The 26,227-nt window shown below is 66.4% G+C and carries 24 protein-coding genes, 1 tRNA gene and 1 riboswitch; of the genes, 9 read left to right on the top strand and 16 right to left on the bottom strand.

Features of this window, described 5'->3' with window-relative positions; all coding sequences use genetic code 11:
• The first annotated feature begins 39 nt into the window (after nucleotides 1-39).
• Complete coding sequence (locus ACP159_RS06915) at nucleotides 40-723, top strand: TerB family tellurite resistance protein (RefSeq protein ID WP_425098920.1); 684 nt, start codon at nucleotides 40-42, stop codon at nucleotides 721-723.
• A gap of 6 nt (nucleotides 724-729) precedes the next feature.
• Nucleotides 730-1,737, top strand: a complete 1,008-nt coding sequence (locus tag ACP159_RS06920) for an endonuclease/exonuclease/phosphatase family protein (RefSeq protein WP_425098921.1) — start codon at nucleotides 730-732, stop codon at nucleotides 1,735-1,737.
• A gap of 63 nt (nucleotides 1,738-1,800) precedes the next feature.
• On the opposite strand, the gene ACP159_RS06925 is transcribed toward ACP159_RS06920, so the two are convergent.
• The 4 genes from ACP159_RS06925 to ACP159_RS06940 all read right to left on the bottom strand — a co-directional run bounded on the left by ACP159_RS06925 (nucleotide 1,801) and on the right by ACP159_RS06940 (nucleotide 7,333).
• Entirely contained in the window at nucleotides 1,801-3,099 is a 1,299-nt protein-coding gene (locus tag ACP159_RS06925; RefSeq protein WP_425098922.1) for a flagellin, read from the bottom strand.
• A 250-nt stretch (nucleotides 3,100-3,349) separates the two neighbouring features.
• Nucleotides 3,350-5,524: an RNA degradosome polyphosphate kinase gene (locus ACP159_RS06930; RefSeq protein ID WP_425098923.1), complete on the bottom strand. Its 2,175-nt coding sequence runs from the start codon at nucleotides 5,522-5,524 to the stop codon at nucleotides 3,350-3,352.
• A gap of 31 nt (nucleotides 5,525-5,555) precedes the next feature.
• Complete coding sequence (locus tag ACP159_RS06935) at nucleotides 5,556-6,269, bottom strand: chromosomal replication initiator DnaA (protein ID WP_425098924.1); 714 nt, start codon at nucleotides 6,267-6,269, stop codon at nucleotides 5,556-5,558.
• Nucleotides 6,266-7,333, bottom strand: coding sequence for an AI-2E family transporter (locus ACP159_RS06940; RefSeq protein WP_425098925.1), 1,068 nt, complete (start codon nucleotides 7,331-7,333; stop codon nucleotides 6,266-6,268). Before ACP159_RS06940 ends, ACP159_RS06935 begins: the two co-directional genes overlap by 4 nt.
• A gap of 214 nt (nucleotides 7,334-7,547) precedes the next feature.
• Between ACP159_RS06940 and ACP159_RS06945 the strand changes: the two genes are divergently transcribed.
• The gene (locus ACP159_RS06945) at nucleotides 7,548-8,924 is read left to right on the top strand and encodes a mechanosensitive ion channel domain-containing protein (RefSeq protein ID WP_425098926.1); all 1,377 of its coding nucleotides are present in this window, start codon (nucleotides 7,548-7,550) and stop codon (nucleotides 8,922-8,924) included.
• Between the two features lie 69 nt (nucleotides 8,925-8,993).
• Here the strand turns inward: ACP159_RS06945 and ACP159_RS06950 are convergent, their stop codons facing one another.
• The 3 genes from ACP159_RS06950 to ACP159_RS06960 all read right to left on the bottom strand — a co-directional run bounded on the left by ACP159_RS06950 (nucleotide 8,994) and on the right by ACP159_RS06960 (nucleotide 11,243).
• Nucleotides 8,994-10,184 (bottom strand): UbiH/UbiF family hydroxylase, encoded by a 1,191-nt coding sequence (locus tag ACP159_RS06950; protein WP_425098927.1) that lies wholly within the window; start codon nucleotides 10,182-10,184, stop codon nucleotides 8,994-8,996.
• 63 nt (nucleotides 10,185-10,247) lie between these two features.
• Nucleotides 10,248-10,463, bottom strand: coding sequence for a hypothetical protein (locus tag ACP159_RS06955; RefSeq protein ID WP_425098928.1), 216 nt, complete (start codon nucleotides 10,461-10,463; stop codon nucleotides 10,248-10,250).
• 129 nt (nucleotides 10,464-10,592) lie between these two features.
• Nucleotides 10,593-11,243: a pyrimidine 5'-nucleotidase gene (locus tag ACP159_RS06960; RefSeq protein ID WP_425098930.1), complete on the bottom strand. Its 651-nt coding sequence runs from the start codon at nucleotides 11,241-11,243 to the stop codon at nucleotides 10,593-10,595.
• A gap of 102 nt (nucleotides 11,244-11,345) precedes the next feature.
• Between ACP159_RS06960 and ACP159_RS06965 the strand changes: the two genes are divergently transcribed.
• On the top strand, nucleotides 11,346-11,990 hold the full coding sequence (locus ACP159_RS06965) for a GntR family transcriptional regulator (protein ID WP_425098931.1): 645 nt from the start codon (nucleotides 11,346-11,348) through the stop codon (nucleotides 11,988-11,990).
• Between the two features lie 2 nt (nucleotides 11,991-11,992).
• Here the strand turns inward: ACP159_RS06965 and ACP159_RS06970 are convergent, their stop codons facing one another.
• Nucleotides 11,993-13,879 carry a glycosyltransferase family 2 protein gene (locus tag ACP159_RS06970; protein ID WP_425098932.1) on the bottom strand — a complete coding sequence of 629 codons (1,887 nt, stop codon included), beginning with the start codon at nucleotides 13,877-13,879 and terminating at the stop codon, nucleotides 11,993-11,995.
• 66 nt (nucleotides 13,880-13,945) lie between these two features.
• Nucleotides 13,946-15,094, bottom strand: a complete 1,149-nt coding sequence (gene carA, locus ACP159_RS06975; protein WP_425098933.1) for a glutamine-hydrolyzing carbamoyl-phosphate synthase small subunit — start codon at nucleotides 15,092-15,094, stop codon at nucleotides 13,946-13,948.
• 188 nt (nucleotides 15,095-15,282) lie between these two features.
• Between carA and ACP159_RS06980 the strand changes: the two genes are divergently transcribed.
• The gene (locus tag ACP159_RS06980) at nucleotides 15,283-15,744 is read left to right on the top strand and encodes a GatB/YqeY domain-containing protein (protein ID WP_425098934.1); all 462 of its coding nucleotides are present in this window, start codon (nucleotides 15,283-15,285) and stop codon (nucleotides 15,742-15,744) included.
• 246 nt (nucleotides 15,745-15,990) lie between these two features.
• Here ACP159_RS06980 and ACP159_RS06985 read toward each other — a convergent pair whose 3' ends face one another.
• Genes ACP159_RS06985 through ctaD form a run of 3 tightly spaced genes read right to left on the bottom strand, consistent with a single transcriptional unit; the run spans nucleotide 15,991 to nucleotide 19,181 of the window.
• Entirely contained in the window at nucleotides 15,991-16,893 is a 903-nt protein-coding gene (locus ACP159_RS06985) for a hypothetical protein (protein WP_425098935.1), read from the bottom strand.
• Between the two features lie 26 nt (nucleotides 16,894-16,919).
• Nucleotides 16,920-17,450 (bottom strand): DUF2244 domain-containing protein, encoded by a 531-nt coding sequence (locus tag ACP159_RS06990; protein WP_425098937.1) that lies wholly within the window; start codon nucleotides 17,448-17,450, stop codon nucleotides 16,920-16,922.
• Between the two features lie 57 nt (nucleotides 17,451-17,507).
• Nucleotides 17,508-19,181 (bottom strand): cytochrome c oxidase subunit I, encoded by a 1,674-nt coding sequence (ctaD, locus tag ACP159_RS06995; RefSeq protein WP_425098938.1) that lies wholly within the window; start codon nucleotides 19,179-19,181, stop codon nucleotides 17,508-17,510.
• A gap of 321 nt (nucleotides 19,182-19,502) precedes the next feature.
• Between ctaD and ACP159_RS07000 the strand changes: the two genes are divergently transcribed.
• Together ACP159_RS07000 and ACP159_RS07005 are read left to right on the top strand one after the other, a co-directional pair.
• Nucleotides 19,503-19,712, top strand: a complete 210-nt coding sequence (locus tag ACP159_RS07000) for a hypothetical protein (RefSeq protein ID WP_425098939.1) — start codon at nucleotides 19,503-19,505, stop codon at nucleotides 19,710-19,712.
• Nucleotides 19,713-19,774: 62 nt separating this feature from the next.
• A riboswitch (cobalamin riboswitch) is annotated at nucleotides 19,775-19,947 on the top strand.
• A 145-nt stretch (nucleotides 19,948-20,092) separates the two neighbouring features.
• Nucleotides 20,093-20,395, top strand: coding sequence for a hypothetical protein (locus ACP159_RS07005; RefSeq protein WP_425098940.1), 303 nt, complete (start codon nucleotides 20,093-20,095; stop codon nucleotides 20,393-20,395).
• Between the two features lie 118 nt (nucleotides 20,396-20,513).
• Here the strand turns inward: ACP159_RS07005 and lipB are convergent, their stop codons facing one another.
• Both lipB and ACP159_RS07015 read right to left on the bottom strand, forming a co-directional pair.
• Nucleotides 20,514-21,191 (bottom strand): lipoyl(octanoyl) transferase LipB, encoded by a 678-nt coding sequence (lipB, locus tag ACP159_RS07010; RefSeq protein WP_425098941.1) that lies wholly within the window; start codon nucleotides 21,189-21,191, stop codon nucleotides 20,514-20,516.
• A 4-nt stretch (nucleotides 21,192-21,195) separates the two neighbouring features.
• Complete coding sequence (locus ACP159_RS07015; protein WP_425098942.1) at nucleotides 21,196-21,966, bottom strand: LytTR family DNA-binding domain-containing protein; 771 nt, start codon at nucleotides 21,964-21,966, stop codon at nucleotides 21,196-21,198.
• A 93-nt stretch (nucleotides 21,967-22,059) separates the two neighbouring features.
• Between ACP159_RS07015 and ACP159_RS07020 the strand changes: the two genes are divergently transcribed.
• Nucleotides 22,060-22,629: a DUF2306 domain-containing protein gene (locus tag ACP159_RS07020; protein WP_425098943.1), complete on the top strand. Its 570-nt coding sequence runs from the start codon at nucleotides 22,060-22,062 to the stop codon at nucleotides 22,627-22,629.
• Nucleotides 22,630-22,654: 25 nt separating this feature from the next.
• A tRNA-Leu gene (locus tag ACP159_RS07025) sits at nucleotides 22,655-22,741 on the top strand.
• A 297-nt stretch (nucleotides 22,742-23,038) separates the two neighbouring features.
• Here the strand turns inward: ACP159_RS07025 and ACP159_RS07030 are convergent.
• Together ACP159_RS07030 and ACP159_RS07035 are read right to left on the bottom strand one after the other, a co-directional pair.
• Nucleotides 23,039-24,562: a UxaA family hydrolase gene (locus tag ACP159_RS07030; protein ID WP_425098944.1), complete on the bottom strand. Its 1,524-nt coding sequence runs from the start codon at nucleotides 24,560-24,562 to the stop codon at nucleotides 23,039-23,041.
• Nucleotides 24,559-26,196 carry a tannase/feruloyl esterase family alpha/beta hydrolase gene (locus ACP159_RS07035; RefSeq protein WP_425098946.1) on the bottom strand — a complete coding sequence of 546 codons (1,638 nt, stop codon included), beginning with the start codon at nucleotides 26,194-26,196 and terminating at the stop codon, nucleotides 24,559-24,561. Before ACP159_RS07035 ends, ACP159_RS07030 begins: the two co-directional genes overlap by 4 nt.
• Nucleotides 26,197-26,227: the final 31 nt, after the last annotated feature.

The following is a 26,227-nucleotide window of genomic DNA, read 5'->3' on the forward strand; positions in this document are numbered from 1 at the left end:
TGACCTGACAGAACGCGCGTAAAGGCTTAGGATCGGGCCATGTCGATCTGGAGCCGCATCACCCAAGCCCTTGCTTCCCTCGCCGCCGGCGAAGGGCTGGCCGCCGTTTTCGAAAAGCTGCGCACCCCGCCGGAGCGGACGGTTGGCTTTACCATCGCGGTGATTGCCCTCTCGGCGAAGATGGCGAAGGCGGACGGGCTGGTCACGCGGGACGAGGTCAGCGCCTTCCGCGAGGTCTTTGCCATCGCGCCCGAGGACGAGGCCGGTGCGGCGCGGGTGTTCAACCTCGCGCGGCAGGACGTTGCGGGGTTCGAGGAATACGCGCGGCGCATCGCCCGCCTGTTCGGTGACGGGAGTGCGGCGCTGTACGACCTTATGGAAGGGTTGTTCCACATCGCCATGGCGGACGGCAGTTATCACCCGAAGGAGGACGATTTCCTGCGCCGGGTGGCGGAGATCTTCGGTCTGAAGGTGGCGCAATTCGAGGACATGCGGGCGCGTTTCGTGCCGGAAGCCCGGTGCAGCCCTTACCGGGTGCTGGGCGTGACGCCGGAGACGCCGCTGGACGAGATCCGCACGGCCTATCGCCGTCTCGTGCGTGACAGCCATCCCGACATCATGATCGCGCGGGGCGTGCCGGAGGAGGCGGTGAAGCTGTCGCAGAAGCGGCTGGCGGAGATCAACCGCGCCTGGGAAGAGATTTCGGCCCGCGAGACCGCGTGAGCGCCGGTGCGGATCGCCACCTACAACATCGAATGGTTCGACGCCCTGTTCGACAACGCGGGGCAGGTGCTCGCGGATGACGACTGGTCGGCGCGGTACAACGTGACGCGCCGGCAGCAGGCGGAGGCGATTGCCATCGTGCTGACGGCGCTGAACGCGGACGCGGTGATGGTGATCGAGGCGCCGGACACCTCACGCAGGCGCAGCACGTCGCGCGCGCTGTCGCAGTTCGTCGAGGCCTATGGGCTCAGGACCACCGGCGTGGTCACCGGCTTCGTCAACGACACGCAGCAGGAAATCGCGCTGCTGTACGATCCGGCGGTGATGACCGCGCGGCATGATCCGCAAGGCAGTCCGGACAGCATGCCGCCGCGCTTCGACGGGGCGTTCGACATCGATTTGGACGTTGACGCGGCGCTCGATCATGTCACCTTTTCCAAGCCGCCGCTGGAACTTGCCGTGACGCTGGCGGGCGGGCGCGGCCTGCGGATGATCGGGGCGCATCTGAAATCCAAGGCACCGCATGGGGCGCAGGGGCGGGACGCGGTCATGCGGCTGTCGATTGCCAACCGGCGCAAGCAACTGGCGCAGGCAATCTGGCTGCGGCAACGCATCGCGGCGCATCTCGAGGCCGGGGACGACCTGATCGTGATGGGCGATCTGAACGACGGGCCGGGGCTGGACGAGTACGAGAACCTGTTCGGCCGCTCCTCGGTGGAGATCATTCTCGGCGACGGCGGTCCGCGCCTGTTCGACCCGCACGCGGAGCAGGCGCTGGTCAGCCGGATCAGTGCGCAGCCGACCACGGCGCGGTTCTACCTCACGGGTGAGGACCGCTACCTGCAGGCGCTGCTCGACTACGTGATGATTTCCGGCGGCTTGCGCAACCTGCAGCCACGCTGGCGGATCTGGCACCCGTTCGACGATCCGGTCTGCTGGAAAACGCCGGAACTGCGCGAGGCGCTGCTGGCCGCGTCCGACCATTTCCCGGTGAGCCTCGACATCGACCTGTGAGGGGGAGCCTTGCGGTAGGGTGGGTTTCAAACCCACCCTACGGATCGTGTCCCGGCCCGCGCCTCAGCGGAACAGGCTGAGCAGTTGTTGCGGTGCGCTGTTGGCGATCGAGAGGGCTTGCACGGCCAGCTGTTGCTGTACCTGAAGGGCCTGGAGCCGGGCGGAGGTGTCCTCCATGTCGGCGTCCTCCAGCTGGCCGAGGCCGTCCTTCAGCACCGCCGACATCATCCCGACGAACTTCGACTGGGTGTCGATCCGGCCCTGGTCCGAGCCGAAGGCGGCGGCGGCGTCGATGGCGTAGCCGAGCAGGCCCTCGATCTGGCTCAGAGCCTTGCCCGCGCCCGCGTTGGTCGTAACGTCGATCTCGCCCAGCGTTTCGAGCCCGCCGCCAATGGTGTTCCCGGCCGCCGCCGTCAGCGTGTTGACATTGGCGGTGATGGTGTCGGTGCCGTCGGTGACACCGGAGGAGATCACCAGCGACTGGCCGGAGACGCGGACGTCGAAGACATCCTTGTTCAGGTCGTTCTCCTTGGCGTAGTCGTCCCAGGCGCGTTTCAGCGCTTTCGCCACGTCCCCGGCGGTGTCGCCGTCATGGGCCACGTAGCTCAGCGCGCTCGCCGCCATCTCTGTTTGCGTTTCGTTCGCCACAGCACTTGTCCGGTAGTCGGCCTGGGTGAAGCTGCTATTGTTGGCGTCGGTGCCGAAGAGCGAGAGCGAGAAGGCGTCCCCGGCGGCGACGCTCAGGCTGGAGAGGTCGATGGTCACTTCGCGCGTGGCGTTCAGCGTGCCGGTGGCGGCGGCGGCGGTGAAGGTGCCGCCGGTGGCGGAGACGCTCGACGCGCCGGTGCCCATGTCACGCCGGGTGAAGGCCATGTCCGAGCTGCTGACCGAGCTGCCGCTGCGGTCGATGGAGGCCAGCACGTTGATCTGGCCGCTGCCCGCCGTGGAATCGGTGTTCTGCAGCATGTTCTGGCCGTTGAACGAGGCGGTGGAGGTGATGCCGTCGATCTGTTCGCGCAGGGCGTCGATGCCGGCCTGGATCTTGGCGCGGTCGACGTTGCCTTCCTGGGCGGAGACGATCTTGCCCTTGATGTCGGTCAGCAACTCGGTGATCGTCTCGGCCCCCTGGCGGGCGACGGACATGGTGGCCTGTCCCAGCGCAAGGCTGTTCGAGACGTTCTGGAAACCGGCAATGTCGGCCCGCATGGTCCGGGAGATGGCCCAGACGGCGGAGTTGTCCGTGGGATCGGCCACGCGCTTGCCGGTGGAAATCTGGTTCTGGGTTTCTGCGATCTGCGCGTTGATGTTTCGCAGCGTTGCGAGGGCCGTGGAGGCCCCTCTGTTGGTAAGAATACTCGACATGGTGCTCGCCTTTGTCATGGAACAAGGCGTTTCTACGCCAAAGACACCGGGTATCCGGCACCTCGCGCATCATTCAGACACTGCAGGCCATTTTTTGACGGACTGCGCCACTTGGTTCAGTGCGCAGTCACAATGCCGCACCAGCGTTAACCACCGCTTAACACTTCGCGGCAGCCTGGGGGCGATATTAAGGCTTTGTTGTGATTCTCTTCCAAACCGGAAACAACACCGCCTTCATAGCGTCAATGTCTTAATCATCCGTGTGCGTCAGCTTGGGAACATCCGCCGCCCCGGCGGAGCCTCGTCCGGAGAGGGACGGGTATTCCATGAAGAATCGGTGGCAGGAGAAGGCGAAGGTGCCTTCGGGCGGCACGTCGCGCTCGAAATGCCCGTCGGGCCGCATCACCCAGCTTTGCGCCGTGTCCGCGAGATTCGCCGCCATGATCTGGCTGACGATCTGGGATTTCACGGTGGGGTTGTTGATCTCCACCCCGGTTTCGACCCGGCGGTTGAGGTTGCGGCCCATCCAGTCGGCGGAGGAGATGAACACCCGCGCCTTCTTGTGCGGCAGCCCGTAGCCGTTGCCGAAACAGGCGATGCGCGAATGCTCCAGGAACCGTCCGATGATGGACTTCACCCGGATGTTTTCGCTCAGGCCCTTGATACCCGGCCGCAGTCCGCAGATGCCGCGGATCACGCAATCGACCTTCACCCCGGCCTGGCTGGCACGGTAAAGCGCGTCGATCATGTCGGGCTCGATCAGCGAGTTCATCTTGAGCCAGATCTGCGCCGGCTTGCCCGCCTTCGCGTGTTCGATCTCGGCGTCGATGCGCTCGATCATGCCGGATTTCAGCGTGTGCGGCGAGAAGTGCAGGTTCTCCAGCCCGGCGGGCATGGCGTAGCCGCTGAGGTAGTTGAACAGCTTGGCCGCATCACGCCCGAGCGCCGCATCGCAGGTGAAGAAGCTGAGGTCGGTGTAGATCTTGGCGGTGATCGGGTGGTAGTTGCCGGTGCCCCAGTGCGTATAGGTCACCAGCCGGTCGCCCTCGCGCCGCACGACCTGGCTGATCTTGGCGTGGGTCTTCCAGCCGAGGAAGCCATAGACCACATGCGCCCCGGCGCGTTCGAGACGGCGCGACTGGCGGATGTTGGCGGCCTCGTCGAAGCGGGCCTTGAGTTCGACCAGCGCGGTCACCGACTTGCCGTCCTCGGCGGCGGCGCAGAGTGCCTCGACGATGGGGGACTGGCGTGAGGTGCGGTAGAGCGTCTGCTTGATGGCGACGACATCGGGGTCGGCGGCGGCCTGGTTGAGGAAGCGCACCACCATGTCGAAGGTCTCGTAGGGGTGATGCAGCAGCATGTCCTTCTGCGCGATGGCGGCGAACATGTTGCCCTCGTGGTCCTGCACCCGTTCCGGCACGCGCGGGGTGAAGGAGGGCCAGAGCAGATCCGGGCGGCTGTCGAGCACCAGCTCCTTGAGGTCGGCGATGCCGATGATGCCGTCGAGTTCGATCACTTCGCTCTCGTCCACGTGCAGCTCGCGCATCACGATCCGGCGCAAGGCGGCAGGGGCATTGGCGGAGGTGGTCAGGCGCACGACCTCGCCGCGACGACGGCGCTTCAGCGCCACCTCGAACTCGCGCACCAGGTCCTCGGCCTCTTCCTCGACTTCGAGATCGCTGTCCCGCAGCACCCGGAACCCGAAGTGATCCTTGACCGCATAGCCCGGGAACAGGCTGTCGATATGCAGCAGCAGCACGTCTTCGAGCAGGATGAAGCGGGATTGCCCGGGCTCGCGTGGCAGCGCCATGAACCGGTTGACCTGCGCCGGGATCGGCAGCAGCGCCTGCAACGGGCGTTTGTCCTTCCGGCGGTCGAGTTGCAACGCCAGGCAGTAGCCCATGTTGGCGATGAACGGGAAAGGGTGCGCCGGGTCGATGGCCAGAGGCGAGAGCACCGGGAAGACCTGTTCGAGGAAAGCGGTCTCCAGCGCCTTGCGGTCGTCCTCGGTCAAATCGTCGCGGGAGACGATGGTGATGGATTCCGCTTCCATCTCCTTGCGCAGGGCGCTGAGCATGTCCTGCTGCGCGGCCATCAGCCTGCGGGCGTTCTCGTCGATCAGCACCAGCTGTTCCGCCGGGGTCAGCCCGTCGTCGGCGGGGGTGGTGTTGCCGGCATGAGCCAGCTCGCGCAGACCCGCAACGCGGACGGTGTAGAACTCGTCGAGGTTCGTGGCGGAGATCGACAGGAACCGCAGCCGCTCCAGCAGCGGCACGCGCGGGTTGCCCGCCTCTTCCAGCACCCGCCAGTTGAAGCCAAGCCAGCTGAGCTCGCGGTTGAAGAACCGCCCCGGTCCGGTGAGGTCCAGGTCGGGCATTTCGGTGGCGGGCGGGATCGGGGACTTGAGGAAATCGGCTTGGGTCATGGCGGGCTTATCCGGACGGGTTGAAACGATTTTATGACGTTTCCCCGTCCCCTGGCAAAAGTTTCGGGGCGAACAGGCTCTCGAAAACCGTGGAGGCCAGCGGGCGGTTGACGCCCTTCGGACGCCCGAGCGCCTCGCGGTCGAGGATCTCCACCATCAGCTGCGCCGCCGCATAACTGCGCGGGATGCGCCGGGCGAGGAAGGGGATGACATCGGCGGCGGGCACGATCTGGCGGTCGGCAAACAGCTTGGCCATGACGGCGGAGAGCAGATCGTCATCCGGTTCCGACAGTTGCGCCCCCTGCGCCCCCTCGGCGCGGCTTTGCAGGTCGGGCAGGGACAGGCCCCATTGCAGGGGCGGCGTGCGGGCGGTCATCAGGAGCGCGTGGCCCTCGGCCAGCACGAGGTTGTGCAGGTGAAACAGCGCCTCCTCGGCGGCGCGGTTGCCGGCGATGGTCTCGATGTCCTCGACGCAGACCGGCCCCTGCGCCGTGGCGGCGATGTCCGCATGCGGCAGCGCTTCGGCGGGCAGGATCAGGGCCCCGGTCATGCGTGCCCAGACATGTGCAAGGTGCGTCTTGCCCGAGCCGGGCGGGCCGGAGAGCACGAACTTGCCCGAGGGCCAGGTCTTCCAGCCGTCGATCTGGGCCACCGCCAGCGCGTTGGCGTCGGTGACATAGAAGTCCGACCGCCCCAGTGCCGGACGGCTCGGCAGGGGCAGGGCGAGTTGCCTGGGCGTGCTCATGTATCGTTTTGTCCCGTGAGGCCGAGATAGAGACGGCTTGTCTTGTACTGATGCGTCGCAAAGCGCGTCAGCACGCCGATGGCGGCGGCCAGCGGCACCGCCACCAGCATCCCGACAAAGCCGAAGAGGGAGCCGAAGACCGACAGAGCCAGCAAGAGCCAGACCGGGTGCAGCCCGACCGACTGGCCGACCATGCGCGGGGTCAGGATGTTGCCCTCGATGAACTGGCCGGACTGGAAGATGGCCCAGACCGCCGCGATCCACCACCAGTCGCCCCAGAACTGGAACAGCGCAAGGCCGATGGCCAGAACGCCGCCGACGATGGCGCCGACGTAGGGGATGAAGGTCAGAAGACCCGCGATGACGCCGACGACGAGGCCGAACTGCAGCCCGACGAGCCATAGCGCGGCGGCGTAATAGACGCCGAGGATGATACAGACGGAGCCCATGCCGCGGACGAAGCCCGCCAGAACCTTGTCCACGTCCCGAGCCAGCATGCGCACGGTCTCGCGGTGGTCGAGCGGCACCAGCTCGTCGACCCGCGCCACCATGCGGTCCCAGTCGAGCAGCAGGTAGACCGCCACCACCGGCACGATGACGAAGAGCACCGCCATGTTCAGCAGCGAGGCGGCGCTGCTGAGCGCGGTGTTCAAGAGCTCGCCGCCCTTGGACTGGATGGTCTCGCCGATGGTCGCCAGCGTCTTGCGCACCGGGCTGTCCTCGACGATCAGGCTGGGGAAATTCTCGGTCAGGAAGGTCTGCAGGTCGCGGAACAGCTTCGGCGCGAAGTCGAAGAGCGCCACCGCCTGCTGCACCAGTGTCGGGATCACCGCCAGCGCCAATATGACGAAGATGACGAGCGAGGTCACGGTGATGATCGCGGTCGCGGCGGCGCGGCTGAAGCCCATTCGCTCGAGGCGGTCCGCCACCGGATCGAGGAAATAGGCAATCGCGCCGCCGAGCACGAAAGGCAGCAGCACGTCGCCGAGGAACCACAGAACCACGGCGAAGGCAGCCGTGGCGATGGCCCAGTATTTGAATTGTTCCCGGACTGGCAGGGCCATGGGGCCTCCCGTTTGCGCTTTCACCCTACATCGCCCGCCGGGGCCGCGGTTTCAAGCGCGAAGCGGGGTTTGCCGGCCGACGCCTTGGCCTGTGCCGGTTTGCCGGGCGCGCCGGGAAGAGGCGTTTGACAAGGGCGACAGGCCGCGTAGGGTCTGGAGCGGCGGAATTATTGCCGCCCCCCGGACAGTTGACCGATTTCCAGAGACCCGCCCCATGATCCGACGCCTTTTCGCCTGCCTGAGCTTGTTCTTGCTGCTCGCCGCACCGCTCCATGCCCAGACCGAGGAGGCCGTGCCGGAAGACGCCGCGCCGGAAGAGGTGGTCGACACCAACCAGACCGTCTCGGTCGAAGGCGGCGTGCGGGACGAACAGATCCAGCGGCGGCTGAAGAACATCGTGGAAAGCTCCGGCTGGTACAGCGATGTGGAAGTGCGGGTGGAGGATGGCATCGTCTTTCTCGACGGCAGCACAGACAGCGTGAAGCGGCAGGAATGGGTGCGCGATCTGGCGGCCAAGACCGACGGCGTAGTCGCCGTGGTCAACCGCATCCGCCTGAACCAGAAGGTGAAATTCACCCTCGCTCCCGCCATGACCGAATTGCGCAACCTGCGCGACCAGGCGGTGGCGGCGGCGCCGTCCGTGCTGGTGGCCGTGCTGATCCTGCCGCTGGCCTTCTTCCTGTCGAGCGTGGTGGCACGGCTCGCCGGATGGGCGCTCTCGGATCGCATCAAGACACCGATCCTGCGTGACATCACGGTGCGGATGATCGCGCTGCCGGTGTTCCTGATCGGCCTCTACATCGTGCTGCAGGTGGCGGGGCTGACGAAACTCGCGGTCTCGCTGATCGGCGGCGCGGGCATCTTCGGCATCGTGATCGGTTTTGCCTTCCGCGACATCGCCGAGAACTTCCTCGCCTCGCTTCTGCTCTCCCTGCGCCAGCCGTTCCGCCGCGGCGATTTCGTGGCGGTGGCGGGCTACCAGGGCGTGGTGCACTCGATGAACACCCGCTCGACCGTGCTCGTCTCGCCCGAGGGCAACCACATCCAGATTCCCAACGCCTCGGTCTTCAAGTCGACCATCGAGAACTTCACAGCCAGCGCAACGCGGCGGGGCAGTTTTCAGGTGGGCATCGGCTACGACGGCGCGATCTCCGAGGCGCAGGACATCATCCTCGCTGTGCTGATCGGGCACGAGGCCGTGCTGACCGACCCGGAACCGATGGTGCTGGCGGACGGGCTGGGGGATTCGACGGTGAACATCTGCGTCTACTACTGGTTCGACGGCACGAAGGTGTCGTCGCTCAAGCTGCGCTCGTCGCTGATCCGGCGCGTCAAGAAGGCGCTGATGGAGGCGGGGGTTTCCATGCCGGACCCGGCGCGGGAGATCATCTTCCCCCAGGGCCTGCCCTGGCCCGTGGGCGCCGAGGTCAACGCCGGGCCCGCACCCCGCGCCGCGCCGGTCCCGGAGGCGGTGCCGGAGGCGGAGGTCTCACACGCGGAGGACGATCTGTCGAACGAGGTCGAGGCGCTGGACGACCAGATGACCACCGAGGTCGAAGGGCACAAGGAAGACGACCTGTTGGACGGGTGAGGCCGGGAGCCGGATTCCTTAAAGGAATCCGGTCCGATTTCCTTGCAGGAAATCGGCGCACGTCGCGGCTTACCCGGCGCCCAGCCCCAGTTGCATCAGGGTCTTGCGGACCGGCTTCAAGGTGTAGAGCGCATCGAGCGCCTTCGCCCGGGCATCGCGCAGCGCCGGCGCGGAAATCATCGACGTCCGGTTCAGCAGCGTGATCCCCGCCACCCGCGCCCGGATGTCGGGCAGGCGTTTGCGGGCGTAGGCGTCCAGCATTGCCGCATCGCCAAGCCGGTCCGGAGCAGCCCCGGCCAGCTCCAGCAGGGCCGCCATGTCCTTGAGCGACATGTTCAATCCCTGCGCACCGATGGGCGGCACCACATGCGCCGCCTCTGCCACCAGGGCCAGCCGCTGGCCGGTCAGCCGCTCCGCCTCCTGCGCGATGATCGGCCAGAGGGTGCGGCGGGAGGCGAGGGTCAGCGGGCCGAACAGGTGGCAGGAGCGTTCCGACATTTCCGCCTCGAAGGTCTCGGGCGGCAGGGCCAGCAGCCGTTCCGCCTTCGGCCCTTCCTCCATCCAGACGATGGCCGAGCAGGGCCGCCCGTCGCGATCCGGCAGCGGCACCAGCGTGAACGGCCCGCCGGTGCGGTGGATCTCGGTCGAGACATTGCCGTGCGGGATCGGGTGGGTGACCGCAAAGGCCAGCGCCTTCTGGCCGAAGCGTGTCGTCTTCACCCCGATCCCTGCTGCCGTCCGCATCGGCGAGGCGCGGCCATCCGCCGCGATGACAAATCGGCAGCGCACGCGGGTGCCGTCCGACAGGCCGACACGTGCCTCGCCCTCGCGGGTGAACAGCGTGGTGGTGGCCGTGCCGGGGCGGAAGCTGACGCGGGGCATGTTCCTCAGGCGGGCCACCATCTCCCGGCGCAGCAGCCAGTTCGGCAGGTTCCAGCCAAACGGCTCGTCGGAAATGTCAGCGCTTTCGAAATCCTTGATGACCCGCGGCTCCGGCGTCTCGCCGCCCGCGTCGACGATGCGCATCACCTCCAGCGGTGTCGCAAAGGGCTCCAGCTGTTCCCATAGTCCGGCCTCGCGCAGGAAATCCCGCGCCGGTTGCAGGAAGGCGGTGGTGCGCAGGTCGGCGCCCTCCGCCGCGCCGTCCATGATCGGCGGCATGGGATCGACGCACAGCACGTCGAACCCGTGAGAGGCGAAAGCGGCCGTCGCGGTCAGACCCGCAATGCCGCCGCCCGAAATGACGATGTCATGATCCATGGCCTTCACTCCTTGCCCCCGATGTAGGGCGCAGGCGCGGAAAAGACCATGCGGCAGGGCGCCTTACTTGCCGACCGTGATCAGGATCAGGACAGCGAAGACAACCGGCACCATGGCCAGCGCCGACATCGCCAGTCCCTGCAGACCGAAGGTCGCGGTGATCGCCGCGACCAGCGCCACGAACAGGACGAGGCAGAGCAGGACGCCCGTGTCGCCGGCCAGGGTGGCCCGGGCCTTGGCGGTGTCCGGTGCGGAGGTCAGGGTTTCGGTCGCCGACATGGGAAGTCTCCTGCAAAGATGAATTCGGGAGACATATATGGAGCGCTGAGGCCGGGACCACGTGCGGAATGTCGCAGGCGCGGTATGCGCCAGGCCGATGGTCGCGGCGTGCCCGGATGTCCCGGAGCCCTATCGCTCAAGAAGCCGCCTGAGGAAGGCGGTCAGGTCGTCCGTGTGGTGATGAATGTGTGGCTGCGGGTCCGGGTCGGGGGCGACATGGACGGTCTGCATGCCCATTGCATGCGGTGCCGCGAGATTGCGCGGGTCATCCTCGAACATCGCAGAGGTCTGCGAATCGAGACCGTCGAGCGAAAAGACGGTTTCGAAGGCCGCGCGGTCCGGTTTCGGCAGGTATCCCGCGTGCTCGACACCGTAGATGGCATCGAAGGCGGCATCGAGGCCCCGGCTGCGGAGCACCTGCGCCGCATAGGGCGCGCTGCCATTGGTGTAGACGATCTTGCGGCCGGGGAGGGCGGCGATCAGCTCGGCCAGATGCGGGTCCGCCTCCAGAGCGCCGAAGTCGATGTCGTGAACCTCTTCGAGATAGGCGTCCGGGTCCACCTTGTGCTCGCGCATCAACCCGGCGAGCGTGGTGCCGTGGGTCTGCCAGTACTGGTGGCGGAGGGCATTGGCCTCCGCCTGATCCGCGCCCGTGGCCCGCATGACGAATTGCGTCATCTTCACCTCGATCTGATCGAAGAGGCGGGCCGCGGGCGGGTACAGCGTGTTGTCGAGGTCGAAGACCCAGCCGCGCACGTGGGAGAAGAAGGATTTGGTCATGGCATGGACGCTACGCCGGGTCCCGGCCTGTGGCAATGGGGGCGCTTGCCTGCCGCTGACAGGCAGGGCTAGAGTGCCGGGACGTTTGGAGGGAGGACACCCATGGCGCAGGCGCGTGTGACGCAGAAGGATGCCTATACGCTCATTCTGGAAGCGATCGACGCGGGTATCTACCGGCCTGGCGACCGGCTGGTCGAGTCAGAGCTGGCGGACCGCTTCGGGGTCTCCCGGACGCCGATTCGAGAGGCATTGCAACGGCTTGAGACACAAAGCCTGCTGGCCCGGGATGGCCGATCGCTGATCGTCGCCTCGCTCGATCACAACCAGATGGCGGAACTCTACGCCGTGCGCTGCGAGCTCGAAGGGCTGGCGGCGCGGCTGGCGGCGCGGCATGCGACGGAAGAGGAAATCCAGGTGCTGGCGGAGATGATCGAGGAGGACCGGGCATTGCTTGGCGATCCGACCGCCTTGAGCCGCGCCAACCGGCGCTTCCACAAGATGATCCACCTGGCCTCGCACAACCGGTTCCTCGTGCAACAGCTCGACCTCGTCCACCGGTCGATGGCGCTGATGGCGACCACGTCTCTGGCCGCCGATGGCCGGGGCGAGAAGGCGCTGGAGGAGCATGGTGCGATTGTCGATGCAATCTCCCGGCGGGACGAGGACGCGGCCTATCAGGCGCTGAAGAACCACATTTCCGTGGCTTTCGTCACGCGGCTCAAGCTGGACGCCAAGGCGCACGCATAGGCTCAGCGGTCTGACGGAATGTCCGAGGCGGGCGTGTCCGGTGCGGAGTGGCCATGCTGGGTCTTGTCCCAGTAGAATGGCCGGAACAAGGTCTCGTAGAGGGCCTTGTAGAGGGCGACGGTACCCAGCGGGAAATAGGCGAAGAGTGTCGGAACCCAAGGCGTCAGCCCGCGGTGCGGGCTGCGCGCCACGGCGGCAAGGCCGATGACGATGGAGATGGCTTCGGCACTGAGGAAGAGCGTCGTCAGCCCGACGATGGCCTCCCGGGTCAGGTAGGGGTCGAGCGGATGCGGCAGGCCGAAGAGCACCAGCCAGAAGGACCAGAGCACCGGCGCGAGGGCGAACTGGATCAGCGTGCCGAGGAGCAGAACCTGCATCCCGGCAAAGCGTTTCGGCCCCAGCTCGCGCCAGAGCCGCCGGGGCCGTCGGCTGTGCACCCACCAGGTGATGCCGTAGCCCTTGAGCCAGCGCGAGCGCTGCTTGATCCAGGGCCAGAAGCGATTGTTGGCCTCCTCGCGCGTGGCGGTGGGGATCAGTTCGGTGACGAACCCCATGCGGGCTAGGCGGAACCCGAGGTCCGCATCCTCCGTCACGTTGTGTGCGTCCCAGCCCTGCACCGCTTCCAGCGCCGCGCGACGGAAGAAGATCGTCGTGCCGCCCAGAGGGACGGCAAGGCCGAGCCTTGCGAGGCCGGGCAGCAGGACCCGGAACCAGCTGGCGTATTCCACGGCGAAGCACCGTGACAGCCAGTTTGCGCGGGGGTTGTAGAAGTCAAGGATGCCTTGCAGGCAGGCGACCTCCGGCGCCGCTGTGCTGAAATGCTCGGCCACGCGGGTCAGCTGATCCGGTGCGGGCGCGTCCTCCGCGTCGTAGACACCGATGATGTCGCCGCGGGTAAACTGCAGCGCGTAGTTCATGGCACGTGGCTTGGTGGTCACCGTGCCGGGCGGCACTTCCACCACGCGGCACCACGGCGGCAGAACGGTGCGGGCGAGCGCGCGGCGCGTCTGCTCATCCTCCGCCTCCAGAACCAGCACGATGTCGAGCAGCGCCTTCGGGTAGGTCAGGCGGGTCAGCCGGGCGACCAGCGACGAGGCGATCTCCTCTTCCTTGAAGAGCGGCACGAGGACCGAGATCGACGGCGGGTTGCGCGGCAGAACCGGCGGCTTCGGGGCGGAAGGACGGCGCGGCAAGGCGAGTAGTGCAAGGAGTTTCATGCCCTGCGTCGCGATCAGGGAGCCGAGCGCGAGGAAAAGCGCCGCGCCGAAGAATGCCGCCGGGTAGAAGGCGAGGCTCAGCAGGCAGAGCGTGGCAGCGGCGGCGGCCAGAGCAATCGCGCCGGGTCCGGCACGGTTCATGTCGCGGCAACTGTCCTCCGGCGCGCGCCAGGTCTCCGCACGCTCGGCCAGCGCACCGCCGTATCGGTCCGCAATCTCGGCATAGATGTCCGATTCCAGCGCCAGCCCCATCATGACCGGGCCGATGTCGCCCGGCAGCTCCGGGAGCAGGGCGTCGTATTCCTCCGGCCGGGCAGTGGCCAGCAGCAGCGTGCCGCCGACGCGCATCCAGGGCAGAACCCCATGAGCAAGACAGAAGTCAGCAGGCAGGATTGTTGTCAGCGCCGGGTCCGGCGGCGTGTCCGCGCGGCGCACCACCATGGCCGCATAATGGCGCGACTGCGCGGCAAGGATGTCCTCCCGGCTCGCCAAAGCCTCCGCTTCGAGAACATGCGAGATCGGACGACCAACACGCGAAGATTCCGCCAACGCGCCAAGCATGGTGCGCGGCGCCACATGCCCGCTTTCGATCATCAGGCGCGCCAGGGGCTTGCCACGGCTGCTGTCGGCCTGCGCCAGGTGTCCGTCGATCAGGTGGCTCTGCGTGTTCATGGCCCACATCTCATGCGATGCGGACACTGAACACCCAAAGCCTTAAAACTTAGTTAAATTAACCTTTTAGGCGGCTGCCATCGAGGCGGCGAAACGCTCGAAAAGGTAGAAGCTGTCCTGCGGCCCCGGACTCGCCTCAGGGTGGTGCTGCACGCTGAACACCGGACGATTTTCCATGCGAATTCCGCAGTTGGATCCATCAAAGAGCGAGACATGGGTTTCGAGAACACCGTTCGGAAGGGTCTGGCTGTCGACCGCGAAACCGTGGTTCATGGAAGTAATCTCAACTTTTCCGGTCGAAATTTCCTTTACCGGGTGGTTGGCACCGTGGTGGCCGTGATTCATCTTGATGGTCTTTGCACCAAGCGCCAGCGCCAGCATCTGGTGGCCGAGACAGATGCCGAAGACCGGCAGTTCGGTCTTTTCCAGCAGGCCCTGGATCATCGGCACGGCGTAGGTGCCGGTGGCCGCGGGATCGCCGGGGCCATTGGAGAGGAAGACGCCATCGGGGTTGTGCGCCATGACGTCGTCATAGGTCGCCGTGGCGGGCAGGACGGTCACGTCGCAGCCGGCGGAGGCGAGGCAGCGCAGGATGTTGCGCTTGGCTCCGTAGTCGATGGCAACGACCTTGTGTTTCGCTTCGGTCTGCGGCTTGTAACCTTCCGGCCAGGCCCACCGCATCTCGTTCCAGCGGTAGCTCTGGGCGCAGGTGACGTCCTTGGCGAGGTCCAGCCCGGTCAGGCCGGAGAAGCCCCGGGCCGCGGCGACCAGCGCCTCGATGTCGAAATTGCCTTCGGGATCATGGGCCATGGCGACATGCGGCGCACCCTGCGCCCGGATCGCGCGGGTCAGGCGCCGGGTGTCGATGCCGCCGACGGCGATGCGGCCCCGGGCGGCGAGCCAGTCGGAGAGCTCCTGCACGGCACGCCAGTTGGAACTTTGCGTCGGCATCCACTTGACGACCATGCCCTCGGCCACCGGATCGCCGGTCTCGTCATCCTCCGGCGTGACGCCGGTATTGCCGATGTGCGGGAAGGTGAAGGTGACGATCTGCCCGGCATAGGACGGATCGGTCATGATCTCCTGGTAGCCGGTCATGGCGGTGTTGAAGCAGAGCTCGGCGGTGCATTGGCCGGTGGCGCCGAAGCCCTGGCCGTAGAAGAGGGTTCCGTCTGCGAGCGCAAGGCATGCGGTTGGTTTGTGCGCGGATGGCATGGCAGCGACTCCGGGGATGTGGGGCAAATTGCGCGGAACCTAATGCGGGCGGGGCCTAGGGTCAAGGCCCGGTCGGAATTGTGTTCTTTCGTATAATCAAGGGGTTGACGAGGTTCGCGCGAGGTTGCGCGGGAAGGCGGCTTTGGGTAGTGTTCGAACTTGTGCCGAAAAGAGGGGATGGCAGGCTGATGGATTTGCGCGCCAGAGTGAACGAGGCGGTCAAGCAGGCGATGCGGGAGAAGGCCATGGGCCGGCTTTCGACGCTGCGTTTGATCAATGCGGCAATCAAGGACCGGGACATTGCCGCGCGGGGCGAGGGTAACGAGCAGGGGGTCGGCGAGGCCGACGTGCTGGCGATCCTCGGCAAGATGGTCAAGCAACGCCGCGAAAGCGCGAAGATCTACGAGGAGAGCGGGCGGCTGGACCTGGCCGAGCAGGAACTGGGCGAGATCGGGGTGATCGAGGAGTTCCTTCCAAAGGCGCTGTCGGAGGCCGAGGTGGACGCCGCCGTAGATGCGGCCATTGCCGAGGTCGGCGCGGAGTCGATCCGTGACATGGGCAAGGTGATGGGTGCGCTGAAGGCGAAGTACACCGGGCAGATGGACTTCGGTGCGGCGGGCGGCATCGTCAAGGCCAAGCTGTCGGCCTGAGTGGTTTCGCCCTGCTGACGCAGGGCGACCGACGCGGCGCCGGCGGCGGCGCGGCAAAATATTGTGGAGGATTTTTGAAGGGGGGGACGCCCTCCCCCCTGTGGGGGGGTGGTCTGGGGTGCCCCCGGCCGGCGGCGGGCCCCCCGACGCGCCGCCTGCGGCGGCGCGGAAAATTCTTTGGAAGAATTTTGCAAGGGGGCTACGCCCCCTTTTTCAGGTATTTAGGGACCAGAGAAGCCCAGGGCGTCAGTGTTTCGGAAAATCGGTGTCGAGGGTTTCGAGCGTTGCCGGATCGGTGATGCGGAAGCGGTCCACGAAGCGGGTCTTGAAACCGACCCGGCCGCGCCGGGCGCCGAAATTCTCGCCGTGGTTCAGGATGTAGAGGACCGAGGGGCGGCGGAGCGGGGTCAGTGTCCGGCCAGCCAGTGCAGCGAGATACGGGAACATGCGGTGTTCGTGCGCCGTCATGCTTTTCAGGAAGGCGGCGCTTTCCCTTTGCGCCGGGTCGTGGGACAACGCGGCGCAGGAGCCGCAGAGTTTCCAGAACGGCTTTCGCAGCGGCATCGTGGCGGTTGGCGGACCGGCGAGGGCGTAGGTGCCGCGGGCGTGGTCCATCACGAAGCCGGTTTCCACCAGGTAGCCGCCGGGAGCCTGCCGGTCCAGCATCTCGCGCACCGTGCCCTGGCGCAGCAGGTCGTCCGCATCGAAGCTCATGACGTAGCCCGTGGGCAGGTCCATCGCGGCGAGGTGGTCGCAGAGGGCGGCGAGTTTGCGCCACTTGTCGTTGCCCGGCGTGCTATCCGTGAAGGGCAGGTGGGTAATGCGTGGATCGTCCGGCAGCGGCGGGCGCTCCTGGCAGCAGATCACGGCACGCCAGTTGGGATCGTCCTGGTCGAGGAGGCTTTGCAGGGTGGTTTGCAGCCGGTCCGTTACCGCCGTCCAGTCCTTGACCGGGCCGGGGCCGACCAGCGGGATGAGGAAGGCGACGCAGTCGCGCCGGGTTTCGGGCAGTGGCAGCCGGCGCAGGGCGAGCGCGGCCGTCTCGCTCTCCGCCCTTGCAAAGCGCGTCGCCGCCTGCGGTCCAAACAGGGCGGCGCGCAGGCGCAGGAGCCTGCGGTGCGCCTTCGGTGTCGCGGGGGCCTGCGCCATGGGATGTCCTTGCCGGTGCGATTCAATCAGGGGCGGGCGATGCGCCGCAGCATGTCGTGAAGCTCGCCGTACAGCGCCTTGCGTTCGTCTTCGCTCAGAAAGGCGCCGACCTCAACCTCTCTCCCGCCCCCTTTGAGCGTCACGTAGTTCGGAACCGGCCCGCCGGTCGGGTGCATCTTCGGTTCGACCCAATAGCTGTTGCACTGCCACTCCTGCAGATCGCCTTTCGGGTTGGTGCGGGTGAGCCGTGTGCTGTCCTGGGTGATGGTCAGCACTTCGAGGATATCGCGGTCCTTCGCATTGCGGCGCAGCGCGTAGTAGAGCGCGGCGGTGGCAGCGAGCATGAACGGCAGCAGTCCCCAGAGCAGGACCGTTCCGAGAAGCCCGTAGAGCGGGATCGACGCGAAGAGGAAGAAGCTCAGGATCATCGCGGAGAAGCCCTCGGGCGAGAGGGAGTTGTGCGGCCAGGCGCGCAGCTCGGCGCTTTGAGAAGAGGTTTCGGTCCAGGTGTGGGGCATGGTCTTGACGGTGTGGCGCGGGCGATCGGGTCGTCTCATGGAAAAGGCCCCGCTGATCCAGCGGGGCCTTTCGGGTTTTTCAGAAGGTCCCGGGGTTTAGTGCGCGTGGCCCTTGTCCCAGTCTTCCTGCTTCGGCAGCTGCTCGAAGGTGTGCTCCGGCGGCGGCGAGGGCAGGGTCCACTCGAGGGTGTCGGCCCATTCGTTCCAGGGGTTGTTCGCCGTGACGCGCGCACCGCGGGTCAGGGCATGGAACATGATTCCGAAGAACAGCAGGAAGGAGGCGAAGGACAGGAACGCACCCCAGCTCGACACGTAGTTCCAGGTCGCGAAGGCGTCCGGGTAGTCGATGTAGCGGCGCGGCATGCCCTGACGGCCCAGGAAGTGCTGCGGGAAGAAGGTCAGGTTCGCACCGATGAACATCATCCAGAAGTGCAGTTTCGCGAGCGGCTCGGAATACATCCGGCCCGACATCTTCGGGAAGTAGAAGTAGACCCCTGCGAAGATCGCGAAGACGGCACCGAGCGACATCACGTAGTGGAAGTGTGCAACCACGTAGTAGGTGTCGTGGTAGGCCCGGTCGACGCCCGCCTGGCTCAGCACCACGCCGGTCACGCCGCCGACGGTGAAGAGGAACAGGAAGCCGAAAGCCCAGAGCATCGGTGCCTTGAGGTCGATGGAGCCGCCCCACATGGTGGCGATCCAGCTGAACACCTTCACGCCGGTGGGCACCGCGATGACCATGGTGGCCAGCATGAAGTAGGACTGCTGGGTCAGGGACATGCCGACGGTGTACATGTGGTGTGCCCACACGACGAAGCCGAGCGCGCCGATCGCAATGATCGCCCAGACCATCGGCAGGTAGCCGAAGACCGGCTTTCGGCTGAAGGTGGCGATCACGTGGGAGATGATGCCGAAGCCCGGCAGGATCACGATGTACACTTCCGGGTGGCCGAAGAACCACAGGATGTGCTGGTAGAGGATCGGGTCACCGCCGCCGCCGGGCTGGAAGAAGGTGGTGCCGAAGTTGCGGTCGGTCAGCAGCATGGTGATCGCGCCTGCCAGGACCGGCAGCGAGAGCAGGATCAGCCAGGAGGTCACGAAGATCGACCAGGAGAACAGCGGGACCTTGAACAGGGTCATGCCCGGGGTGCGCATGTTCAGGAAGGTGGTGATCATGTTGATCGCGCCGAGGATCGAGGAGGCACCCGAGACGTGCACCGCGAAGATCGCGAGGTCCATGGAGTAGCCGCCCTCGGAGGTCGACAGCGGCGGGTAGAGCACCCAGCCGACGCCCGAACCGAGCTGGTTGTTGCCACCCGGCGAGAAGACCGAGAGGATCGCCAGCGAGGTGCCGGCGACATAGAGCCAGAACGACAGGTTGTTCATCCGCGGGAAGGCCATGTCCGGCGCACCGATCTGCAGCGGCATGAAGTAGTTGCCGAAGCCGCCGAAGAGCGCGGGAATGACGACGAAGAACATCATCAGGATGCCGTGGCCCGTGATCATCACGTTCCACAGGTGGCCGTTGGGGGTACATTCGCCCGCCGCGGCGGCCGTCAGGCGCCAGCCTTCAAGGCACATGTATTGAACGCCCGGCTCCATGAGCTCGAGTCGCATGTAAACGGTGAAGATGACGGACACGAGACCTGCGAACGCCGAGACGATCAGGTACAGAATCCCGATGTCCTTGTGGTTCGTCGACATGAACCAGCGGGTGAAGAACCCGCGGTCGTCGTGGTGGTCGTGGCCGTGAATGGCGGCGTCTGCCATTGTGTGCCTCCTGATAATCTCTCGATAAACGCAGCCCGCCGGGGGGAATCCCCCGTCGCATGCGTCTCCCTTTCGCGTTTTAGAATGTGAGGCAGGGGCGGGCAATGGAGGAATTTGACGCAGATCAAATAACATTGTCGCACCCCCTTGAAGCGATGTCGCAGGGGCATTCCGTCGGCAAAACGGGGCGAATCCGCGCGCCGGTCGGGTATTCCGGACCCTCGAACCGGGCTTTGGTCAGGCTTTCCGGACTGCCCCGGCGGGACAGGATCCGGCACAGTCCCGGCATCTGCCCGAAACGCCTGAACCGGAACCCTGACCATGGCCCTGCTCGACACCAGCCTCACCCCGCGTCCGACGCTTTCCGCCCGTCTCGCGCGGCTGTTCGAAACCCCGTTCGATCGCCGCAGCCGGGCGCTCTCGGACGAGGTCGCGCGGCTCAAAGCGCTGTCCGACCAAGAGCTTGCGGCGCATGGCCTGTCCCGCGAGACGATCCTCTTCCATGTGTTCGGTGCCCGCGCCCGGCGCTGAACCGACCACCGGCGACGCCTAGCACCTTGCGGCGGTCGCGCAGCTCTGGCACACTCCCTCCAGACAGTGACCGCGCTTCGGCGTGGTCTGAAAAGGGAACTCCGGTGCGGACCAGAAGGTCCAAGGCCGGGACTGCCCCCGCAACTGTAAGCGGCAAGCGATGCGTCGAAACCACTGGCTCTCGGGCCGGGAAGGGACGCACCGCGCAGAGCCGCGAGTCAGGAAACCTGCTGTCGCCCCGCCATCCGGCGGGACACGCTCCGCAAGGGGCGGCAACGCAACCCGGGCGGGGTGCCTCGGGCAGGAGGTAACCGGCGCGGCCAACCCGTGTGCGACACCCTGTCCCAGCTCTCCGTCCAAGACATCGCGCGGAGGGCGCAATGCTGATCGCAAGAACTCTCAACGGGCTCATGGCCCAGGGCATCTCCACGGACCGGGCCCGCGAACTGGGTCAGATGGGCTACATGCAATGGCTCGGGGCGCTCCCGGCCGAGGCCGACTACGAATACGAGGCGGTGCGCGCCTATCTTGCCGCCCTGGATTTCATCGAATCCGACCCGGCCATCGCCGTCTTCTGCCGGCTGCTCCGCGACTCGCTGAAGTATCCGCTGAAACCTCTGACCCTCGCCCTGCCCAAGGCGAAACGACGCGGCGGCGCCCGCACGCGCCGGATGTCCATCTAGGCCGGCATCCAAGGCCGAAACAGGCCGCGCCCGGGGCTGCTTCGGTCCTCGAATACCCGGGGACTCGCCCAATGGGCGATGGGGCGAAGCCCCGGCCGAAACTTTCACCGGAATGTTTTCACCCGGCGCGCCCGCACGCGGCGGCCCGGGTTTCCATGACCAGATCGAACTGCCGCCTGAGCGCCACGTCGAGATCATCCATGCCGACCGGCAGCCCGAGATCGACCAGCGAGGTCACGCCGTACTCGGTGATCCCGCAGGGCACGATTCCGTCGAAATGCGTCAGGTCCGGTTCCACGTTGATCGAAATCCCGTGAAAGCTCACCCAGCGGCGCAGGCGGATGCCGATGGCGGCGATCTTGTCCTCGGCTTGCAGGCCGGACGGCGTCAGGGGCCGGTCCGGCCGTTCGATCCAAACGCCGACACGCCCGTCGCGGATATGCCCCGTCAGGCCAAACTCGCCCAGGGTCGCGATCACCCAGGCTTCGAGATCGCGCACGAAGCAGCGCACGTCCCGCCCGCGCCGGTTCAGGTCGAGCATGACATAGACGACGCGCTGGCCGGGGCCGTGGTAAGTATACTGTCCGCCGCGCCGGGTCTCATGGACCGGAAAGCGGTCCGGCTCGCGCAGGTCTTCACGCTTCGCGCTGGTCCCGGCGGTGTAGAGGGGCGGATGCTCCAGCAGCCAGACGCATTCCTCCGCCTCGCCCTTCGCAATTGCCTCGGCGCGCGCTTCCATGAAGGCCAGCGCCGTGTCGTAATCCGTCAGCCCGTCGCTGATCTTCCAGTCCACCATCGGCCTATCGGGGCAGCAGCCCCGCCTCCCTGATCTTCGCCACATTGGCCCGGCTCACCGGGATCTCGCCGCCCCATGTCATCGACAGGATCGCCCGATCCCCCTCGCGCCGCGCCGCGGTCACCTGTCCCCAGGCGACCCAATGCGAGCGATGCACCTGCCCGCCGGCCACGTCGCCGGTCTCGCGCATGGCGTCGGACAGGCGCATGAGCAGCAACACCTCGGCCTTGACCGTCCGCACCCGGACATAATGGTCTTCCACCGAAAGCGCCACCAGCGGCCCGCGTTTGTCCAGCGGCAGACGCTCCAGGATGGCGGGTGGTGTCTGGGGCGGTGGGTCGTCCTTGGGGCGTTGCGACGCGAGATGGTGCAGCCCGGCGTTGACGATGATCGTGATGACAAGGAGCGTGGCGAGGAACTCCGGCAGCTCCGCCCCGGTTGGAATCCAGCCAAAAACAAGGGCGTTGCTGGCCAGCACCAGAAGCGCGATCACGAGGCCGGAGGCGATGCCCTCCGCCAACACGCTCCGCCAGACCGGCCAGGCGGCAAGCCGCGCCCGCAAGACGGCGCTCACCAGCGCCCCCGCGCCATAGGTCGCCGCCACGATCCACAGCCAGTAGGCCGTGCGGGGCAGCAGGTCCAGCAGCCGCTCCGTGCCGAATGGCCCCGCCAGCCCGAGCACGACTCCCACCGCCGCAAGCGCCGCCAGCGTCACGGGCTGCCCCATGTGCGCCCGCCATTCGCGAAGCGTGGATTGCGGTTGCCTGTCACTCACGCGAAATGCCCTCGGTTTCACGCAATCCGAATGGCATGGGGCGGGGGGCCTTGTCTAGGCAGGGGCAAATCCGCCCAGACAAGGAAACACGCCATGTCCCTCGACCCGCTTCTTGCCGCCCCGCTTGCGACCCAGATCCATGCGCTGGCCGCCGTCGTCGCGCTGACCGTCGGTCCTGTCGCGCTCTACCGCAGGCGACGCGACCGCCTGCACCGCACGCTCGGGTACATCTGGGTGCTGGCCATGGCCATCCTGGCTCTGTCGTCCTTCGCGATTCAGGGTTTTCGCGTGATCGGACCGTTCAGCCCGATTCACCTCCTTTCGATCCTGGTGCTGGTGTCGCTCTGGACGGGCGTACGCCATGCCGTGCAGGGCCGCGCCGAGGCTCATCGGCAGACCATGATCGCGCTGTTCTGGCGGGCGCTGTGCGCTGCGGGTCTGCTGACCTTTCTGCCGGGGCGGCTGGTCAACCGGATCGTTTTCGGCGAGCACGAGACGCTGGGTTACTGGGCCATCGGGCTGGGCCTCGGACTGCTGATCGCGCAATGGCTTGTGGCCCGGTTCGGCCGGGTTTTCCGCCGCCCGGACGCCCGCGGGCGCAATCTCGCAGAAACCGCGAAAACCCGCATTTTTGCTCTTGGCATCACGTGGGGCTTTCGGTAGAGAGCCTCCACCAAGTCAAGACAGTGCGGTCGTGGCGGAATTGGTAGACGCGCAGCGTTGAGGTCGCTGTGGGGTAACTCCCGTGGAAGTTCGAGTCTTCTCGACCGCACCATTATCCCTTCGGGGTATGGACTGATCGAAAAAGCCGATGCATCCGCATCGGCTTTTTCGTTTGGAAACCGAGGTGTACGGCCTTTGGTTGATGTATTGCATCAAGCGTATTTGTGTGCCCTTCGCCGTTGACGCACCGGGGCGGGGCCTGGCTTGGCACGTGGCTGCATCGGTAAAGATACGGTCGCCTCGAAGGGCCGCGTGATCTTCCTCCGATCGCGCAGTGACGGATGCCTGGCAGCGGCTCGCACGGGGTCAACACCGGGAGCAGTCCAAAGCAAAGACCAGCCAGCGGCTGTCAGCCGGTCACGCCGATCATCCAAGGCGCGAACTCTTCCTCACCCACGCCCAGCGACTCGCTCTTGGTCTTCCGACCGGAGGCCACGGCGAGGATGGTTTCGAAAATTTCCTGCCCCATGTCGTCCAGCGTCTTGTCGCCATCGACCACCGGGCCGCAGTTGATGTCCATGTCACCTTCCATGCGGCCATACATGGTCGAGTTGGACGCGAGCTTGATCGTCGGGGCGGGGAAGGAGCCGAAGCAGGACCCGCGCCCCGTGGTGAAGCAGATCAGGTTCGCGCCTCCCGCGATCTGCCCCGTCGCCGCCACCGGGTCATATCCCGGCGTGTCCATGATGACGAGGCCACGGCTGGTCACGGGTTCCGCGTATCTGTAGACCGCCTCGATCCCGGTGGAGCCGCCCTTTTTCGCGCCGCCGAGCGACTTCTCGATGATGTTGGCCAGTCCGCCCTGCTGGTTGCCGGGGCCGACGACGCCCTGCATCTGCACGTCCTTGCCATCGGTGTAGTCGAGCCACCACTGGATGCGGTCGAGAAACGCCCGCCCGGTGGCCTCGTCCTTCGCCCGCGCGGTCAGCAGATGCTCGATGCCGTAGAGCTCCGGCGTTTCCGACAGGATCGCGGTGCCGCCGTTTTTCACCAGAAGGTCCACGGCGCGGCCAAGCGACGGGTTGGCGGAGAGGCCGGAAAACCCGTCCGAGCCGCCGCATTGCAGGCCGATGCGGATGTGTTCTGCCGAAACCGGGCCGCGTTCGATGGCGTTGGCCTCCGGGAGCATCTCGCGGATGAGGGCCTTGCCAGCGTCAATGGTTGCCTTGGTGCCGCCGAGCGATTGCATCCTCAGCGTTTTCAGCATCTTGCCCGCCGCCAGCGCGGTGCCTTCGAAGAAGCGGTCGAGGGTGTTGCGCTCGCAGCCCAGGGAGCAGACCACCGCGCCCGCGATGTTGGGATGGGTGATGTACCCGGCGAGCGTTCGGTGCAGCAGGTCCATGGCCTCGCCCGTGCCCTCCATGCCGCAGCCCTGCTGATGGATGAAGGCCACGACGCCGTCGACGTTCGGATAGTCCGCAAGCCGTTCCTCGTCGAAATGATCGGCGATCTTGCGGGCCACCGTCGCGGCACAGTTCACGGTGATGAAGACGCCAAGGTAATTGCGCGTGCCGATGCGCCCGTCGCCGCGGGTGTAGCCCATGAAGGTGGCACGCTCATCGGGCGGGAGCACCTCAGCCGGGACATAATCCTGTCCGAAGCGGTAGTCCTTCTGCACCTCGTCCATCAGCACGTTGTGCGCGTGCATGTAGGTGCCGGGGGTGATGTCCTCTCCGGCGTAGCCGATGACCGTGTTGTACTTGAGGACCGGCGCACCTTTGGCAATCACCTGCGTCGCCAGTTTGTGACCAAGGGGCACGTCGCCAAGCGCGGTGATCCCCTCGGCGGGGATCACCGTACCTTTGGCAATCCCGACCCGGGCGACAACCACGTTGTCAGCCGGATCGAGACGGATCACGGGGGAGGGTGTCATTGACAGGTGAAGCTCTCGGCGCTGGCCGGATCGCTGCCGGTGTAGCGGGCCACGGTCGGGTAGGGGCAGAGTTTGCGCGTGACGTTGCCAAGCGCCGCCTGACCTTCGGCATTGCCCTCGGTCACGCCCGCGACGATGGCCCCCGGCGCTTCCCCGGACTCGACCCAGTTCACCAGCGGCGTCATCACGTCATAGTCGTCCGTCGACGGCCCACCGGCGCCATGCGGCATGCCCGGGTTGCGGTAGAACAGGGCGAAGGCCTCGGCGTTGCCGCCGTTGTTGGCGTCGAGCGTGTCGTACCAGGTCTGCGTGTCGCGTACGGAGAAGACCGGATCGGAGGTGCCGTGCAGGATCAGCATCTTGCCACCCGCGTCGCGGAAGGCCGCGAGGTCCGGGTTGTCGGCACCCGGCGGGGTCATGTAGTCCATGGCGCTTTCCGGGTACTCCGCCGTGGTGGCGTAGATCTTTTCCGCCTCCGCCGCGATGTCGAACTCCATCAGGTATTGTTCCAGTTCCGCCGGGCTGCCGCCCACCTCGGTCGGCGGTGTGGTGAAGAGCTGTGCCAGCGAGGCCGCACCCATGACCGCGATGATCGGCTTCTGCTCCCATGGCGGGATCGGGCTTTCCAGTTTCCAGAAACGCCAGTTTCCGGAGCCGATGCCGCTGTCCCAGTTCCAGTCGGAATAAAGCTGCTTGCCATCCGCGTCTTTGGGTCCGGCGTGGATCGTGACCAAGGCGGCGGTCTGGGCCTCGGTCAGGCAGCCGCTGTTCTGACCGGCGGTGCAGGTCAGGGACGCCGGATCGAAGGTGGTCTGGCAGGCGTCCGCATCCGCGATCACGCCGTCCTCCAGCCCGTCGAGCCCGTCACAGGCCGCCAGCACCTTGCCCGCGACCAGCGAGAGGTCCTCGCGGCTGAACGCGGTTGCGAGGGTGTCGGAGACAGAGCGGAAACTCTGCACGTCGAGCGCGTGCTGGAGCGCGGCTTTCGGCAGGTTGAAACCGGGATAGCCGATCAGCAGCCCGTCGAACATCTCCGGATAGCGGGCGGCCGCGACCATCGCGTGACGTCCGCCGTTGGAGCCGCCGACGCCGTAGCTGTAGGCGATCTCCTTGCCGTAATAGCCCTCGGTCAGAGCCTCGGCCACCGGGTTCAGGTCGCGCACGGCGGTGTAGCCGTAGGCGGCGCGGGCGGCGGGATCGAAACCGAACCGTGCCCCGCCAGCGAGGCCCGCATCGGTGACCGCCTTGCCGTCATGCCCGGCGTTGGACGAGACCACGGCATAGCCACGCGACAGCGCCGTATCCGCCTTGTTGCCGCCAAGCAGCGGGCCGACCGCCGGCTTGACCTCGCCGTCATTGCCGCCGTTCAGCTGGTGTACGAAACGGCCGTTCCACTCGTCCGGAAGGCGCAGCTCGAAATCGAGCGCATAGGCGCGGCCATCGGCCCCGGTGCGCTCATTGATCCGGCCCGTGACGCGGCAATGGGGCAGGGGGCTGTCGTCCCCTGCGGGCAGGGCCTCGGCGCCGGTGATGGAAACGCCGTCAATGGCGAAGGCCTCCTGCGTGCAGTCGGCCAAGGCCGGACTGGCCAGCGCGGCACCACCCAGAAGGGCAGCAGTCAGTGTCAGTTTCATGCGGGTCTCCTCCCTGACCTTTGGTTCACGG

It is taken from the genome of Tropicibacter sp. S64 (genome assembly GCF_049803835.1).
In the GTDB taxonomy this organism is placed as follows: Bacteria; Pseudomonadota; Alphaproteobacteria; order Rhodobacterales; family Rhodobacteraceae; genus Pacificoceanicola.